This is a genomic window from Flagellimonas aurea, assembly GCF_017313785.1.
Classification (GTDB): domain Bacteria; phylum Bacteroidota; class Bacteroidia; order Flavobacteriales; family Flavobacteriaceae; genus Flagellimonas; species Flagellimonas aurea.
Genome location: NZ_JAFLNL010000001.1, coordinates 221656 through 236291 on the forward strand (window position 1 = coordinate 221656; position 14636 = coordinate 236291).

The following is a 14636-nucleotide window of genomic DNA, read 5'->3' on the forward strand; positions in this document are numbered from 1 at the left end:
CTGCAAGTATTTCTGAAGTTGATGCTTTTGAAAAATACTATGGAATACAACTTCCCGATTGTTATAGGTCATTCGTGCTCAATATAGGTAATGACGGGAAGTCTTATCCAAATTCGGGTGCTGGGCCGTATTTTGACATTTATCCCCTGGGACAAAATCTAAACGATTTGATTTACAAGAACGTTGCCCTTCATTTGAAAAAAAAACATGCTAGCTCAACCCAAAAATTTCAACAACTCAATGGGATGAAATAATCGAACCACTTTATGCAGACGATATCTCCGTTGAGGATTACGGAACCTTAAACGGAAACCTTTATGGTGGCATATTGCCACTGGGCTCACAAGGATGCTCCTGTATTCACGCACTTGTTCTAAACGGCCCACATAAAGGCAGGGTAGTAAATTTGGACAAAGCTGAGCAAATTCCTCCTTTATTTTCTGAACATTAAAATTTTTTGGATTGGTACGAAGACTGGCTCGATGAAATCATCTCCGGAAAATTGATCACAATCACTCCAAGCTGGTTCGGCTATCCCAAAAATTGAGCCCCAGACTATAAAATTTCGATATCCTTTGGCACTTGAACATGTTTGCGGGTATCTTCTTTGGTCAAAATTTTAAAATCCTCTGCTTGTTCCATCGATTCAAAAGAATTCAAGAATTCATCGGGCAGACCTGTAAGTTTTCTGCTCTTTAAATCGATCCAGGCACCCATCATCTCACAACGGGCAAAGTTTTTGCCGTTATGATCATAAAAGTTGTGCCTAAACTCAAAGAACATCCCATCCTTGCTCATACCAACAAACTCTAAAGAAACCTTTACCGGCATCCCTGGGAAAGCTTCTTTAAAATAGTACACGTGCTCATAAAAGACCACCGGACCAATATTATGGGCGCCCATACTTTTTTGATTGAAGCCAAGCAACCCCAAATAGGCCATTCGGGTGTGGCTCATAAAATTGATATAGGCGGAATTCGCCAAGTGTCTGTTAGCGTCCGTATCGCTCCATCTGATCTCAAATTCTTTAAAAAACATAGCGGGTTATTTTGTTATGCATGCATAATAATTGTAAAAATACCATAGTTTTGGAAACTGATTCCAAATTGAAAGAAGAATTGTTCCTATTTTTAATCATAGTTAAAACACAAGAACCATGAGCCAAAAAGCTGAATTCATCAAAAATCTATCGCTTCCTGTTATTGCTGCCCCAATGTTCCTGATTTCCGGTCCAAAATTGGTGGTGGAATGTTGCAAAAATGGGATTGTGGGTACTTTCCCCGCCCTAAATCAACGGACAAGCGATGGTTTTGAGGAATGGCTCATCCAAATAAAATCGGAGTTGAAGGCCTTTGAAGAGGAAACCGGTAAAAAAGCGGCCCCGTTTGGTGTCAATTTAGTGGTACACCCCACCAACCCAAGGCTGGAGGCCGATGTGAAATTATGCATCAAACATCAGGTTCCATTGGTTATTACCTCCCTCGGCGCCGTAAGTCAGGTGGTAGATGCCATTCACAGTTATGGTGGTTTGGTCTTTCATGATATCATTAAAAAGCGACATGCGGAAAAAGCGGCCGAAGCCGGTGTGGACGGTCTCATTTTGGTCTCTGCCGGTGCGGGCGGACACGGGGGTACCATAAACCCAATGAGTTTGATTGCCGAAGTCAAGAAATTCTTTGACAAGACCATCATCCTTTCGGGATGTATCAGTACGGGAAGGGATGTTGCCTCTGCCTTGCAAATGGGGGCCGACCTTGCCTATATGGGCACCCGTTTTATCAATACCGAAGAAAGCAAGGCCACGGAAGAATACCGAAAAATGATCATTGACGCAGGTGCCAGCGATGTAGTTTACACCGCCGCTATTTCTGGTGTGCATGCCAATTTTCTGGCCGCAAGCCTCAAGGCAGCAGGAGTAACGGAGGATGACCTAAAAAAAGACACAAAAATCGATTTTGGAAAGGAACTCGATACCGAGGCCAAAGCATGGAAAACAATCTGGTCCGCTGGTCAAGGCGTTACCACGATAGACAACGTATTGCCCGTATCTGACCTTGTTAAAAAATTGAAAGACGGGTTTAAAACAGCGATTGAAGCACAGGCCCTGCTTCTGAACACGTATCCAAAGGATTGACTTGATGCCTCAACTTACCTCCAATTACCTGCCTCCATTTCTCTTCAGAAACGGTCATTTTGCCACCATCTATTCGGGCATTATCCGTTCGGTGAACGGTGTTGTTCAGAAAAGGGAGCGTATCATTCTCTCTGATGGCGATTTTTTGGATCTGGATTGGAGCGATTCACCCACGATCACCCAAAAATTAGTGATTTTGCTCCATGGACTTGAAGGAGATGCCCAACGCCCCTACATTACAGGAAGTGCCAAAATATTGAATCAGAACGGATATGATACCTGTGCCGTGAATTATCGCAGCTGTAGCGGAGAACCCAACAAAATGTACCGTTCCTACCATTCAGGCGCCACAGAAGATTTAAGGGAGGTAATCGACCATATCCTGAACACTAAAAACTACACGGAAATATATTTGAAAGGCTTCAGTTTAGGGGGTAATCTATTGCTCAAATATTTAGGCGAGGGCAACGATGTTCCAAAGCAACTGAAGGGCGCCGTGGCTGTTTCCGTTCCTTGCAATCTTCATGATTCCTGCAAGCAATTGCTAAGTCCAAAAAATATATTGTACGCCATCAGGTTCAAAGGAAACCTATTGACCAAACTTCGTCAAAAACAACAGTTGTTTCCTGAAAAGATTACCGATTCCGACATCAAAAAAATTAAGACCTTAAAAGATTTTGACGATATCTACACCAGTCGCGCCCATGGTTTTAGAGATGCCATTGACTATTATCAAAAATCCAGTTCACTCCAATTTTTACCTGCGATTCAAGTTCCAAGTCTAATCATCAATGCAAAGAACGATTCGTTTTTGGGCAAGGAGTGCTTCCCCTTCAAGGAAACCGAAAACAACCCCTCACTCTATTTGGAAACCCCAACATTTGGTGGCCATGTAGGTTTTTGGGGCAAAAAAAACATCACTTACACAGAAAAAAGAGCTTTGGATTTTTTCGATTCCTTATAATTCAAACGTTTTCAGAAGCGGTGTTGTGATGATCGACACAAAAACACCAAGATTATTAATGGCTAATTACCTATCTTAGTGCCATAGATTACACAAACAAACTTCAATAGAATCAGAATGAAAAAAATTGTAATGTTCTTGGCATTAGGAGCCATGATAGCGAGCTGCGGAGGTAAAAAAGAAGAGAAAAAAGATGGTTTTGAAGTAAGCCGCACCAAAACTGAAGATACCAAAGCCCAATCTAAAGAAGGTGTACCCGTTGATTTGGACAACAAAGGTGTAGGCCCTATAACCGACCTTGAGTTCCCTGAAGAGATAAATGAAGAAATGGCCGCTAGGGGCAAAGCAAAATTTGACGCCATTTGTGTGGCATGTCACATGATAGACCAACGCATGATCGGCCCAGCTTTAAAAGGTGTTTATGACAGAAGAAGTCCAGAATGGGTAATGAACATGATTCTAAACCCTGATGGAATGTTGAAGGAGGACCCTATTGCAAAAGCCTTGTTGAAAGAGTACAACAACGCCATTATGCTTAATCAAAATCTTACTGAAGATGAGGCAAGGGACGTTGCCGAGTACTTGAGAACACTGTAACAAACCAACTCTTTTATATGTAAGGGCTGCTGCTTTTTAGAAAAACAGCAGCTTTTTTTATTACCTTGATACAAACTTTAGGTGATGAAAAAGATATTCCTTTTAGTATTAGGTTTGTTAACCGGTCCCATTCTGCTTTCACAAGATCTACATGGCGCATGGACTTTTACAGAAACCTCCGATGATGGTGAAGAAGTTGAACACATTCTTATTTTAACAGGTGATTTTTTTTCCGAGGCTTTTTTTGAGAAAACCGATGGAAAATTCTTGGGAACAAAAGGCGGCAGCTATGCCGTAACAGATGAAAACATCGAATTCAGTTACGAATTTTCTACTCAAGATCCAGGAATCGTCGGAAAAACTGAGCCTAAACCCTATAAATTGGTCGAGGATGGTTTGCAATTGAACGGAACAACTTGGACCCGTGTTGATGATGGGACTCCCGGGGAACTTTTTGGCGCATGGTTGATATCGGGCCGAAAGCGCGATGGCGAAATCGTGAAACGCGACACCTCGGGACCTCGAAAGACCATGAAAATTTTGTCCGGGACCCGGTTCCAATGGATAGCCTACAATACCGAAACCAAAGAGTTTTTGGGAACCGGAGGAGGCACATATACTACCATTGACGGAAAATACACTGAAAACATCGGTTTCTTTTCCAGGGACGATTCCAGGGTCGGCGCCAGTTTAGAATTCAATTATGAGTTAAAAGAGGGAGATTGGCATCATTCTGGTTTAAGCAGCAAAGGAGACCCCATTTATGAAGTGTGGAGCAAACGAAAGTTATAAGGGAGATTTAATCCGCCCATAACCATCGTAAAGTCAAACAATGGGGATTTTTTAGTATTTTTCTGAAACATTAACCATTAATTTCTGTCAAAATGAAAACTACCATTATCTTATTTTTTTCTGCTGTTTTGCTGGCAGAATCCTGCGGTGAAGCAAAGTCTAGTGCGGAAGCGCTTTATGGTCCTACCTGGGAACTTGAATATATTTCTGGGCCACGTATTGCTTTTGAAGGGCTTTTCCCAGAAAAAAAACCACAGATCACTTTTGATAAAGAATCGGGCAAAGTATCGGGCACCGATAGCTGTAATGGTTACTCTGCAGATTATGAGCTGGCCGAAAACACCATAGTTTTTGGTGACCCCGGCCCCACCACCATGATGTTCTGCGGAGGTAGCGAACGACATTTTCTGGAAATGATGAAAAAAATAGATGGTTATTCCTTTGAGGACGGCAAACTTAATCTACTGGTTGGCGAAGTTCCGATGATGCGATTTAAAAAAGTTGGGGAATGAAAAGAGTTCTATTCCTAGTTGGTATTTTCCTCATCTTTTCAAATTGTGCCGAGAAAAAGAAACAAGAACCGACCGAAGCATCCGAAGAAATCACTTTGGACACTCTTAAAGTAGAAGAAGAGCGAACTATGGAACCCTTGGCCGTGCAACCGGACGGCAGTTATTTCAAGGCCACTGGGACCGAACCTTTCTGGGGAATCAAGATTTATGACAACAAGATTGAGCTTCAGACCATGGAGGACACTATTGTTACTCCTCCTTCCGAAGCCATAAAAGCACAAGATGCCAATATTAAGATGTTCCGAATCAAAACCGAGGCCACCGATATGGATGTGATCATCTCACATAAGGAATGTACCAATGCCATGTCTGGCGAAGTATTTCCATATACCGTAACCGTTTCCTATAAAAATACGGGAGGTGGGGATAGCCGGGTTTTGGAAGGGTGTGGTTCGTATATCACAGATTACAGACTCCATGATATCTGGGTGTTGGAAAAAATGAAAGGAGCTTCAGTCTCAAAAGATGACTTTAATAGCGGTGACGTTCCCAATATGGAGGTAAACACCAATGACAATAGGTTCTCCGGTTTTTCAGGATGCAATCGAATGACGGGCAGCTTGTTTTATGAAAATGACGTGCTCCGATTTAAACAGGTAGCCTCAACCCGAATGGCTTGTCCCAGCATGGAAAAAGAATCCGAATTCCTTATGGCCTTGCAATCGGCTACTTCCTACAAAATTGAAAACAACAGATTATACTTGTCCAATGGTTCCAATGAGAATATATTGGTGTTTAAAAAAACAGATTGATCATGAAAAGAATAATAGTTGCATTACTATTGACCACAGCTTTTGTAAGCTGCAAGCCCAAGGAAAAAAATGAGGAAGATAAGACCAGTGAAGAAACTAAAGAAGAAGTCATTGAAGTAGCCTTGTCCCCAAGCCTGCAAGTCGGTTGCTATTCTTATGATGAAAACGGTAGCAAAGTTGTCTTGGAAATCACCGAAATCAATGACTCCATCATGGGCAATCTCAATTATGCTTTCAAAGAAAAGGATGCAAACACAGGGACTTTTTCAGGTGTCTTAAAAGACAGTGTGCTTATCGGAAACTACTCCTTTATGTCGGAGGGAATGGTAAGTTCCCGTGAAGTCGCTTTTTTGGTTAAAGAAAATCAACTTATCGAAGGATTTGGGGAACTGGATGAAACGGGCACAGGCTTCAAAGACAAGGATAACATAAGCTTTAGTTCTTCCATGCCTTTGACTAAAACTGAATGCAGTCAGTAGAGATTCGGAAAAAACATCATATTTTGTATACCAACATTTAAAGCTATGAAAGCAAGGGCAGCATTTGCACTGGTTTTTCTATTCATCCTTGGCAGCAAGGCCCAAACCGCATCCGATTTAACCATTGTGTTTAAAGGACAGGCCAAGGTAAATGCGCTTAAAAGCGATAGAAACGCTATAAAATCATTTTTCGGAAACACCCTTGGGCGAAAAATCGAATCCGAGGAAAATGCGGATCTTGTACATTTTGATGGCGGTGGTTTTGTGAAATTTGCATACCACCCCAAAACAGAAGTGCTTGATTCTACCCAATTCCATAAATCCATGCAATTGGCCCTCTTGGTGCCTGCTTCTGAATACCAGAGTATTATAGGCACCATCAAAGATTACGGAACTGCACCTTTGTTGCCCAATGTCGAAAAATATCAAGACCATTCCGAGTACTTCTATTTTCATGCTCCTGGAGGCCAGGTATTTCGTATCGTCAACTCCGTAAACACCTTCCCAAAAAGTGGAGAAGGCTATGTTTACGATGCCGAGAAAGCATCTAAATATGGTGCTGATGATTATGGTATGAAGAAATACATTTTTGCCTTCTTAAAACGGGGACCCAATCGTGACCTTCCAAAAGAAGAAGCTGCCCAATTACAAAATGCCCATTTGCAAAACATTATGCGGCTGGCAGAAGAAGGAAAATTGATTCTCGCCGGTCCCTTTTTCGGGAACGATGACCTACGTGGCATCTATATTTTTGATGTGGAAACGTTGGAAGAGGCCAAATCCCTTACCGAAACCGACCCAGCCATTAAAGCGGGAAGTCTGGTGGTGGAACTCAAAGAATGGTACGGGTCTGCAGCACTGATGGAGGTGGCAAAAATTGGAATGACCTTACAAAAGAAATCAATCACCGATTAAAGGTCCAAAATGAAGAAACCGCTCTATTTTTTAATCCTATTTATTTTCATGATCAATCCTAATATTGAAGCGCAAGAATCCATGCTGCCATATAGGGAAATACCTGAATACCCATCTGATTTTGGCCCAGGAAACCTAATCTCAAGAATGATAGATGGATTGGGCTATCGATTTTACTGGGCAACCGAAGGTTTGACTGATGACGACCTTACCTACAGGGCATCAGAAAATGGACGATCCATTTTTGAAACGGTGGAACACATCAATGTAATGTCCAATAATATTCTATTGGCCCCGGATGCAAAACCTTTTGAAAAACCCAAAAACCCGCCCCAATTATCTTTTGAAGAATTGCGCACATTGACACTCAAAAACCTCAAAGCAGCTAGCAAAAAAGTTTTGGGCGCAACGGCAAAGGATATAGAAAACTACAAGGTCATTTTTAAGCAAGGTGACAAAACATCCGAATTTCCGTATTGGAATATGATCAATGGAATGCTATCGGATTGCATATACCATACAGGTCAAATTGTGATGTTGCGTCGTGCCAGTGGCAATCCTCAAAATCCAAATGTGAACGTGTTCCTCGGAAAAACTCGTGAGTAAACCCTAATTATCAACTACGACTTTATAGGTTGGATCTTCCAAAACGTTGACTTCGATAATATCGTCTGCGTTGGCCAACAATCGCCTGCAGTCCCTGCTCAAATGCTTCAGGTGCACTTTTTTGCCCACTTTTCGGTAACGCTCCGTGATTTTGTTCACGGCTTCAATGGCTGACATATCCACCAGCCTACTTTCTTTAAAGTCGATGACCACCTCATCGGGGTCGTTCAGTACATCAAACTTTTCGGCAAACAAGGTAGTGCTTCCAAAGAATAAAGGGCCATAGATCTCGTAGTGCTTCACACCTTCATCATCAATGCTTTTTCTGGCACGGATGCGTTTGGCGTTGTCCCACGCAAATACGAGAGCGGAAATGACCACTCCCACCAACACGGCCAATGCCAAATTATGGAGGAAGACCGTCACCAAGGTCACCAAAACCATTACCAAAACATCGGATTTTGGCATCCTACGGAACGTCTTTAAACTTGCCCACTCAAAAGTTCCCAAAGCTACCATGATCATTAATCCTGTTAATGCGGCCATCGGTACCTTTTCAATCAAGCTGGAACCGAACATGATAAAGACAAGCAACATCAAGGCAGCAAAAATACCAGAAAGGCGTGCCCTAGCACCGTTGGAGGTATTGATCAAACTCTGTCCGATCATGGCACAACCGCCCATCCCTGAGAACAATCCTGAAAGAATGTTCGCTGTTCCCTGGGCAACTGCCTCTTTATTTCCACGACCCCGTGTTTCAGTGATTTCGTCCACAATGTTCAGGGTCAGCAAACTCTCAATAAGACCCACTCCAGCCATAATTGCGGCGAAGGGAAATATAATCTGCAAGGTTTCTAAATTGAAGGGAAGGTCAGGAATATGAAATGGAGGAAATGTTCCTTGGATGGAAGCAATATCCCCAATGGTGCGTGTATCCAATCCAAAGAAAAATACAATACCGAATACCAAAAGAATAGCGGCCAATGATGCTGGGACCACTTTGGTTAGTTTTGGAAGTCCCCAGATCACCAACATGGTCAACAGTACCAACCCCAAGAAAATGTAGAGCGTGCTTCCGCTCAGCCATTCGCCATCCACGGTTTGGAACTGGCTTATCTGCGACATGAATATGATCACCGCCAATCCGTTCACGAACCCAAAGATAACGGGATGGGGCACCAAACGCATTAATTTACCAAGACGTAGCACACCTGCCAACATCTGTAGTATCCCAGCAAGAATTACAGTGGCAAAAACGTATTCCACCCCATATTGCTGTGCCAAGGTAACGATAACAACGGCCACGGCCCCTGTGGCTCCAGAGATCATTCCTGGCCTACCTCCCAAAATTGAAGTGACCAATCCCATAACAAAGGCAGCGTACAAACCTGTTAAAGGTGAAAGGCCCGCAATGAAGGCGAATGCGATGGCTTCGGGAACCAAAGCAAGTGCAACGGTCAAGCCCGATAAAATTTCTGTGCGGTAGTTTACTTTTTGGGAAAAATCAAAAAGGTTGAGATACTTTTTCATGGCTTCTTTCTTGAAGCGCGCAAAAGTAGCATTATTAAATCCAAGACCCTAATGGAGCCAGCTTTTTTAAGGATTTGATAATCTATCTGTTAGTTAGGTCAAATACCTTTTCTTAAAGCGTGGTTTGTTTGGCGGTATCATATTCGATTTTACGGATGGGCAGCCTACGCTGTATATTTTTTGCACAAAAAAGAACCGCCCTAAGATTTGATACTTAGGGCGGTTCTTAACTAAATAACCAACCAAAAAAACTGTTTGTATAGTCGAACAAAGGTGTTCTTCCTTACATATCTCGTTGACGGGTAACATTCATTACAGGGTTGTTGGTCTTTGAACGTTTTTTACCCGTTCCGTCGCTTGATTTCAAATATTGAATGTATCCTCTTCCCGTAAATTCGTACACCGTTCCGCTGGATACATGGTACAGTTCTATTGTACTATCATTGATAACGTACAACTCAAAATAATCATTGCCCAGGAAGTCATAATCCAGTGTTAAAGTTTTGAGGGATGCATCATTGGCGACATCATACACTTCATAATCTCCTTGGTAATCCCATTGTAAGTTGGACAATGGTATGCCCTGAGCATCTACCGATGATCTAAAATATCCATTTCCATCATCAAAAAACTGCAAGTAATTTTCCTGATCAAATTCATTTAGGGCCCCCAATTCACTGGTATAGGTTTTCTCCCAAACTTGATATTCCTGCAAGAAAAGGTGTATGTTATCGTAAAAGACCATGTCGTAGTCAAAATTGCTTCTTTGATAGCCTTCCAAAATGTAGGAGGTATCTGAACGGGGGTCGTAAATTTCCAATGTATTATAATCCAAAGCGATAACTTCCAATAACCAAAGACCATCTACATCGTGGTCTATTTCCACCTGACCGCTGTAGGTGGCGTAAGCGCCCACGTCAATACCCAATCCGTTGCCTGTCTTTCCCAAGCCGGAAAGGTTGTTGTTGGCGTACACGATTCCCCTATCAAAAGTAATGGTGAAGGCACGTTGCAAAAATGGAACCTCTCCGCTTCCAAGGGTTTTGTTGATATCCACATACCAAAGGTCGTGGGATTCCAAAACCAAGGCGGTATTTATCGGTGGTTCTGTGATCAAATCATCTTCTACAATAACCTCGGTGTAGCAAGAACTGGCAAAAAGACCAATGAACAAAATTCCAAAGAGTAGTTTTCTATTTTTCATAATCGAGGTTTTAGAGTTCGCTTCATACAGACCAATCACTGTGCCAAAATTTTTAACCTATTGATAATCAAACAGTAATAAGCTGATGAAATTATTTTTTAGCTTTACACCCTAATTTGGACGAATGAAAGACAAGCTTACGTTTGGAGTATTTGGTGGAGGAAGTTGGGGAACGGCCATTGTGAAGATGTTGACCGAAAATTTGGAGCAGGTCAATTGGTATATGCGAAGCGATTCCGCAATTCGCCATATTAAAAAAGAATGGCACAATCCCAACTACTTGAGTTCCGTGGAGTTTGATGTGGACCAGCTCGTGATGAGCTTTGACATCAATGAAGTAGTAGAGGCATCGGACGTGCTCATTTTCGCCATCCCTTCCGCTTTTTTGGATAGGGAACTGCAAAATTTGACGGTTTCCTTGAAGGATAAAATCATTTTTTCTGCCATTAAGGGGATAGTTCCCGAAACGGGACGAATCGTGGGGGAACATTTTAACGAGAAATACGATATTCCTTTTGAAAATATTGGTGTGATCACTGGACCTTGCCATGCCGAAGAGGTGGCGTTGGAGCGACTGTCTTACCTTACCATTGCCTGTGCGGATGCGGACAAGGCCAAAATGCTGGCAGCACATTTAAAGAGTGATTATATCCGCACCAAAATATCGGACGATATTATCGGAACCGAGTATGCCGCCATGCTAAAGAACATTTATGCCATTGCCGCGGGCATTGCCCATGGGCTTGGTTACGGCGACAACTTCCAAAGTGTACTGATGAGCAACGCCATACGGGAAATGAAGCGTTTTATCGATCGTGTGTACAAAATGAAGCGCAATATAAACGCCTCTGCCTATTTAGGTGACTTATTGGTAACGGGCTATTCGGTTTTTAGTCGCAACCGGATGTTCGGGAATATGATCGGTAAGGGCTATACCGTAAAAAGCGCCATGATGGAAATGAACATGGTCGCCGAAGGCTATTATGCGACCCAAAGTGCCCATGATTTGATGGAGAAACTACAAAAGAAATCCAAAACACCCATCATAAATGCGGTATATCAAGTGCTTTATAAAAACAAGAACCCGAAAAAGGTGTTTGAAAAGCTGACGGAGAAGTTGGATTAATCCCGCTCCAAAGAAAAATCGGAATGTTCCTTTAATTGGGCGTCGAGTTCTACAGAAAAGGCCTCAATTTCTTCTGTGGAGTAGTTGTACGCTTTCTGGAATTCCTCAAAAACAGGTTCCTTGTATTTACGAACACTGTCAATGTCAAAATACAGTCGGCCCGTTCTTCTAATAAAAAAGTCCAAGGGATTCAACGCCATTTCGTGCGCTATGGTGAATCGGGCCTCGGCCCTTATCAATCTTTCTTTGGGTTTGTCACCTTTTATCTTGGCATACAGTTCCAAAATGGATTCGGTTTGCTTGCCATACGTGGTCACCAAATACCATGCATCATATGTGCTAAATCCATCGGTTTGTAGCTGTTCTTGAAGGTCGGCAATGTATTTTTTAACGTGTTTGAACTTTTTAAAATCGTTCCCACAAAGTGGAATCTTGTCCGTAGTGCAATGCTCCAATTTTGCGTCGTGGTCTTCCTCCATTTTTTTGGCGACACGATTCACAGCTCGCTCGGCCATTTTTCGGTATCCCGTGAGCTTTCCTCCCGCTATGCTGACCAATCCCGTATCGGAAGTGAAAATTTCATCCTTTCTTGACAATTCGGAGGCTGATTTGCCTTCCTCGTGGATCAAAGGACGCAAGCCTGCCCAAGAGGAAATGATATCGTCCAATTCCAATTCAATGTCCGGAAACATATTGTTTACAGCTGAAATCAAATAGATGGCATCGGCAAGTTCCGTGGTCACGTGGTCCTTGTCCGAATTATAGTTAGTGTCGGTAGTCCCGATGTAAGTTACTTTGCCACGCGGAATGGCGAACATCATCCGCCCGTCGGGAATATCAAAATAAACGGATTGCTTCACAGGTAGCTTTTCCTTTGGAAACACCAAATGCACACCTTTGGTCAAATGCAATTGCTTCCCCTTTTTGGATTGATTGACACTTCTAAGTTCATCCACCCATGGCCCTGCCGCATTGATCACATATTTGGAGAATACGTTGTACTCATCCCCAAAAACCTCATCCGTGAATTTTACCCCGGCTACCTTGTCCTCTTTATAAATAAAATCGGTGACCTTGGTATAATTGAACAGCTCCGCACCAAATTGAAGACTGGTCTTTAAATTTTCAAGGGTCAACCGGGCGTCATCGGTTCGATACTCGGCATAGTAGCCTGCTCCGTTCAAAATCTTTTTGGGCAAAAGGGGCTCCAATTTCATGGCCTCCTTTTTCTCCAGCATCTGGCGTTTATCATCCCCGGAAACCTGTGCCAGGATATCGTATACCTTCAGTCCGATGGATGTCAACCATTTTCCATAGGAACCCCCCTCGATGAGTGGGAGCAGCATTTTTTCTGGAATGACCAAATGTGGTGCAAGTTTATGCACGATGGCCCTTTCGGAACCTACTTCTTTCACCAGCCAAAAGTCGAACTGCTTTAAGTAACGTAGTCCGCCATGAATCAATTTGGTGGATTTACTGCTGGTACCCGATGCAAAATCACCTTTTTCGAGCAACAACACCTTCATGCCGCGAGAAGATGCATCCAAAGCGATGCCTGCACCCGTTATTCCCCCACCGATTACCACCAGGTCATAGATAGAGTTGGCCGCTTTTTGCAGTTTGTCCTTTCTGTCGATATTGGAAAAAGCAATGTTCTCGCCCATGTTTCTATTTGTTAAATTCGTACTCCCGTTCCACCCTGCAAATCCTGACCTTGTACCAGGAATACCATGTTTTTATCCCGTTTTTCTGGGCCTGTCTATGGTCCATATTGGCGTTCCAATCTGCAATGGCCTCCAGACTTTCCCAATAACTAACGGTAATGCCCAATCCGTCCCGGGCACTTTCCATTTCTAAAAAGCCAGGTTGTTTTCTGGCCAAGCTTTCCATTTCTTCGGCCATTTTAGCATAACCCTTGTCTCCATCGGTTCGGAGACTGGTAAAAATTACGGCATAGTATGTTTTTTTTGGCTCCATTTAGGTAATGTATTCCTTCTCCATAAAATAATTCACCAAGGCCTCCTTCATCAGCACAGTTTGCTCTCCAGCTTTCAATGGCGGCAATTGCTCTTTCATGGTATAGTGTGGCCATCCATCATCATCGAAAAAGTCAAAATCGTAGTAGCCATAAGGCTCCAGTAATCGACATATGGCAATATGCATCAGGTTGACCTTCTCGTCCTTTTTAAATTTACGATGAAAATTGCCCAATTCCTGAACACCCACCAAATAAACGATTCCGTCCAGTTCCAACGGGTCGCCATCCGAAAATTGAGCAGATAGTTTCTTTACCAAAAACTCCCACCGCTCTTTTAATTGCTCGTCTCTTGACATGTGTTTTACTATGAGTACCAAAGGTACAAATCAATATTCTATATTTGTTAAAACCCGTATATGAGCTTTTTGGATATAATCATTGGAATTCTGTTGGTGTGGGGCCTATACAAAGGCTTAAAAAATGGCCTTTTTGTAGAATTGGCCTCTTTGATTGCCTTGATTGCCGGAATATACGGCGCCATACATTTTTCGTACATCACGGGGGATTACCTTGCCGAACAGTTTGATTGGAGCGACCAATATTTGAAAATTGCCGCTTTTCTGATCACTTTTTTTGCTATCATCATTGTGGTGAACCTAGCAGGAAAGTTCCTGACCAAGATTGCCGATTTTGCCATGCTTGGATTATTGAACAAAATTGCCGGGGCCATTTTTGGTGCGCTAAAGGTCGCCGTAATTTTGGGGGCATTCCTCATTTTCTTCGAAAAGCTTGCCTCTCCCTTGGGACTGATCAACGAGGAAACCAAAGAACAATCCGTTTTTTACAATCCTATCAAGGAAATCGGAAATTTAGTATTCTCCTATGTTTTGGATGATGGGGAAGCTACTCCCTCTCCGGAGGTAGAGACCACGCACGAAATCATATAAACAGTTCATTTTTCCCGATAAAACGATTCCTCGCTTCATT

General features: G+C 42.7%; 18 protein-coding genes. 12 read left to right on the forward strand and 6 right to left on the reverse strand.

Going from position 1 to position 14636, the window contains the following annotated elements; translation table 11 throughout:
- Positions 1 to 8: 8 nt before the first annotated feature.
- Positions 9 to 254 carry an SMI1/KNR4 family protein gene (locus J0656_RS20390; protein ID WP_417946225.1) on the forward strand — a complete coding sequence of 82 codons (246 nt, stop codon included), beginning with the start codon at positions 9 to 11 and terminating at the stop codon, positions 252 to 254.
- Between the two features lie 301 nt (positions 255 to 555).
- Here the strand turns inward: J0656_RS20390 and J0656_RS00960 are convergent, their stop codons facing one another.
- Positions 556 to 1038, reverse strand: coding sequence for an acyl-CoA thioesterase (locus tag J0656_RS00960; protein ID WP_207030834.1), 483 nt, complete (start codon positions 1036 to 1038; stop codon positions 556 to 558).
- A 118-nt stretch (positions 1039 to 1156) separates the two neighbouring features.
- On the opposite strand from J0656_RS00960, the gene J0656_RS00965 reads away from it, so the two are divergent.
- The 9 genes from J0656_RS00965 to J0656_RS01005 all read left to right on the forward strand — a co-directional run bounded on the left by J0656_RS00965 (position 1157) and on the right by J0656_RS01005 (position 7811).
- A complete protein-coding gene (locus J0656_RS00965; RefSeq protein WP_207030835.1) occupies positions 1157 to 2134 on the forward strand; it encodes an NAD(P)H-dependent flavin oxidoreductase in 978 nt (325 codons plus the stop codon).
- Between the two features lie 4 nt (positions 2135 to 2138).
- Positions 2139 to 3098, forward strand: coding sequence for a YheT family hydrolase (locus tag J0656_RS00970; RefSeq protein WP_207030837.1), 960 nt, complete (start codon positions 2139 to 2141; stop codon positions 3096 to 3098).
- 117 nt (positions 3099 to 3215) lie between these two features.
- On the forward strand, positions 3216 to 3695 hold the full coding sequence (locus J0656_RS00975) for a c-type cytochrome (protein ID WP_207030839.1): 480 nt from the start codon (positions 3216 to 3218) through the stop codon (positions 3693 to 3695).
- Positions 3696 to 3779: 84 nt separating this feature from the next.
- Positions 3780 to 4487, forward strand: a complete 708-nt coding sequence (locus J0656_RS00980; RefSeq protein WP_207030841.1) for a membrane or secreted protein — start codon at positions 3780 to 3782, stop codon at positions 4485 to 4487.
- Between the two features lie 92 nt (positions 4488 to 4579).
- Positions 4580 to 4999: an META domain-containing protein gene (locus J0656_RS00985; RefSeq protein ID WP_207030842.1), complete on the forward strand. Its 420-nt coding sequence runs from the start codon at positions 4580 to 4582 to the stop codon at positions 4997 to 4999.
- The gene (locus tag J0656_RS00990; protein ID WP_207030843.1) at positions 4996 to 5811 is read left to right on the forward strand and encodes an META domain-containing protein; all 816 of its coding nucleotides are present in this window, start codon (positions 4996 to 4998) and stop codon (positions 5809 to 5811) included. The genes J0656_RS00985 and J0656_RS00990 overlap by 4 nt, the downstream gene beginning before the upstream one ends.
- Positions 5812 to 5813: 2 nt before the next feature.
- Positions 5814 to 6290, forward strand: coding sequence for a hypothetical protein (locus J0656_RS00995; protein WP_207030844.1), 477 nt, complete (start codon positions 5814 to 5816; stop codon positions 6288 to 6290).
- Between the two features lie 45 nt (positions 6291 to 6335).
- Positions 6336 to 7205 (forward strand): YciI family protein, encoded by an 870-nt coding sequence (locus J0656_RS20055; protein WP_237688812.1) that lies wholly within the window; start codon positions 6336 to 6338, stop codon positions 7203 to 7205.
- A 9-nt stretch (positions 7206 to 7214) separates the two neighbouring features.
- Positions 7215 to 7811, forward strand: a complete 597-nt coding sequence (locus J0656_RS01005) for a DinB family protein (protein WP_207030845.1) — start codon at positions 7215 to 7217, stop codon at positions 7809 to 7811.
- Positions 7812 to 7814: 3 nt separating this feature from the next.
- On the opposite strand, the gene J0656_RS01010 is transcribed toward J0656_RS01005, so the two are convergent.
- Together J0656_RS01010 and J0656_RS01015 are read right to left on the reverse strand one after the other, a co-directional pair.
- Positions 7815 to 9341, reverse strand: a complete 1527-nt coding sequence (locus J0656_RS01010) for a SulP family inorganic anion transporter (protein WP_207030846.1) — start codon at positions 9339 to 9341, stop codon at positions 7815 to 7817.
- Positions 9342 to 9624: 283 nt separating this feature from the next.
- Positions 9625 to 10545, reverse strand: coding sequence for a nicotinic acid mononucleotide adenyltransferase (locus J0656_RS01015; protein WP_207030847.1), 921 nt, complete (start codon positions 10543 to 10545; stop codon positions 9625 to 9627).
- A 124-nt stretch (positions 10546 to 10669) separates the two neighbouring features.
- On the opposite strand from J0656_RS01015, the gene J0656_RS01020 reads away from it, so the two are divergent.
- Positions 10670 to 11671, forward strand: a complete 1002-nt coding sequence (locus J0656_RS01020) for an NAD(P)H-dependent glycerol-3-phosphate dehydrogenase (RefSeq protein WP_207030848.1) — start codon at positions 10670 to 10672, stop codon at positions 11669 to 11671.
- Here J0656_RS01020 and J0656_RS01025 read toward each other — a convergent pair.
- Genes J0656_RS01025 through J0656_RS01035 form a run of 3 tightly spaced genes read right to left on the reverse strand, consistent with a single transcriptional unit; the run spans position 11668 to position 14005 of the window.
- Positions 11668 to 13335, reverse strand: a complete 1668-nt coding sequence (locus J0656_RS01025) for a glycerol-3-phosphate dehydrogenase/oxidase (protein WP_207030850.1) — start codon at positions 13333 to 13335, stop codon at positions 11668 to 11670. The two genes, J0656_RS01020 and J0656_RS01025, sit on opposite strands and share 4 nt — an antisense overlap.
- Before the next feature lie 4 nt (positions 13336 to 13339).
- On the reverse strand, positions 13340 to 13648 hold the full coding sequence (locus J0656_RS01030; protein WP_207030852.1) for an antibiotic biosynthesis monooxygenase family protein: 309 nt from the start codon (positions 13646 to 13648) through the stop codon (positions 13340 to 13342).
- Positions 13649 to 14005 carry a hypothetical protein gene (locus J0656_RS01035; protein ID WP_207030854.1) on the reverse strand — a complete coding sequence of 119 codons (357 nt, stop codon included), beginning with the start codon at positions 14003 to 14005 and terminating at the stop codon, positions 13649 to 13651.
- 60 nt (positions 14006 to 14065) lie between these two features.
- On the opposite strand from J0656_RS01035, the gene J0656_RS01040 reads away from it, so the two are divergent.
- Positions 14066 to 14596: a CvpA family protein gene (locus J0656_RS01040; protein WP_207030856.1), complete on the forward strand. Its 531-nt coding sequence runs from the start codon at positions 14066 to 14068 to the stop codon at positions 14594 to 14596.
- The last annotated feature ends 40 nt before the right edge of the window (positions 14597 to 14636 follow it).

Coding starts and splice junctions, on each gene's coding strand:
- J0656_RS00995 (WP_207030844.1), top strand. CDS start 5,814: ATGAAAAGAATAATAGTTGCATTACTATTGACCACAGCTTTTGTAAGC.
- J0656_RS01020 (WP_207030848.1), top strand. CDS start 10,670: ATGAAAGACAAGCTTACGTTTGGAGTATTTGGTGGAGGAAGTTGGGGA.
- J0656_RS00980 (WP_207030841.1), top strand. CDS start 3,780: ATGAAAAAGATATTCCTTTTAGTATTAGGTTTGTTAACCGGTCCCATT.
- J0656_RS01025 (WP_207030850.1), bottom strand. CDS start 13,335: ATGGGCGAGAACATTGCTTTTTCCAATATCGACAGAAAGGACAAACTG.
- J0656_RS01005 (WP_207030845.1), top strand. CDS start 7,215: ATGAAGAAACCGCTCTATTTTTTAATCCTATTTATTTTCATGATCAAT.
- J0656_RS00965 (WP_207030835.1), top strand. CDS start 1,157: ATGAGCCAAAAAGCTGAATTCATCAAAAATCTATCGCTTCCTGTTATT.
- J0656_RS01035 (WP_207030854.1), bottom strand. CDS start 14,005: ATGTCAAGAGACGAGCAATTAAAAGAGCGGTGGGAGTTTTTGGTAAAG.
- J0656_RS01015 (WP_207030847.1), bottom strand. CDS start 10,545: ATGAAAAATAGAAAACTACTCTTTGGAATTTTGTTCATTGGTCTTTTT.
- J0656_RS00970 (WP_207030837.1), top strand. CDS start 2,139: ATGCCTCAACTTACCTCCAATTACCTGCCTCCATTTCTCTTCAGAAAC.
- J0656_RS00985 (WP_207030842.1), top strand. CDS start 4,580: ATGAAAACTACCATTATCTTATTTTTTTCTGCTGTTTTGCTGGCAGAA.
- J0656_RS00975 (WP_207030839.1), top strand. CDS start 3,216: ATGAAAAAAATTGTAATGTTCTTGGCATTAGGAGCCATGATAGCGAGC.
- J0656_RS01030 (WP_207030852.1), bottom strand. CDS start 13,648: ATGGAGCCAAAAAAAACATACTATGCCGTAATTTTTACCAGTCTCCGA.
- J0656_RS01010 (WP_207030846.1), bottom strand. CDS start 9,341: ATGAAAAAGTATCTCAACCTTTTTGATTTTTCCCAAAAAGTAAACTAC.
- J0656_RS01040 (WP_207030856.1), top strand. CDS start 14,066: ATGAGCTTTTTGGATATAATCATTGGAATTCTGTTGGTGTGGGGCCTA.
- J0656_RS00960 (WP_207030834.1), bottom strand. CDS start 1,038: ATGTTTTTTAAAGAATTTGAGATCAGATGGAGCGATACGGACGCTAAC.
- J0656_RS00990 (WP_207030843.1), top strand. CDS start 4,996: ATGAAAAGAGTTCTATTCCTAGTTGGTATTTTCCTCATCTTTTCAAAT.
- J0656_RS20055 (WP_237688812.1), top strand. CDS start 6,336: ATGAAAGCAAGGGCAGCATTTGCACTGGTTTTTCTATTCATCCTTGGC.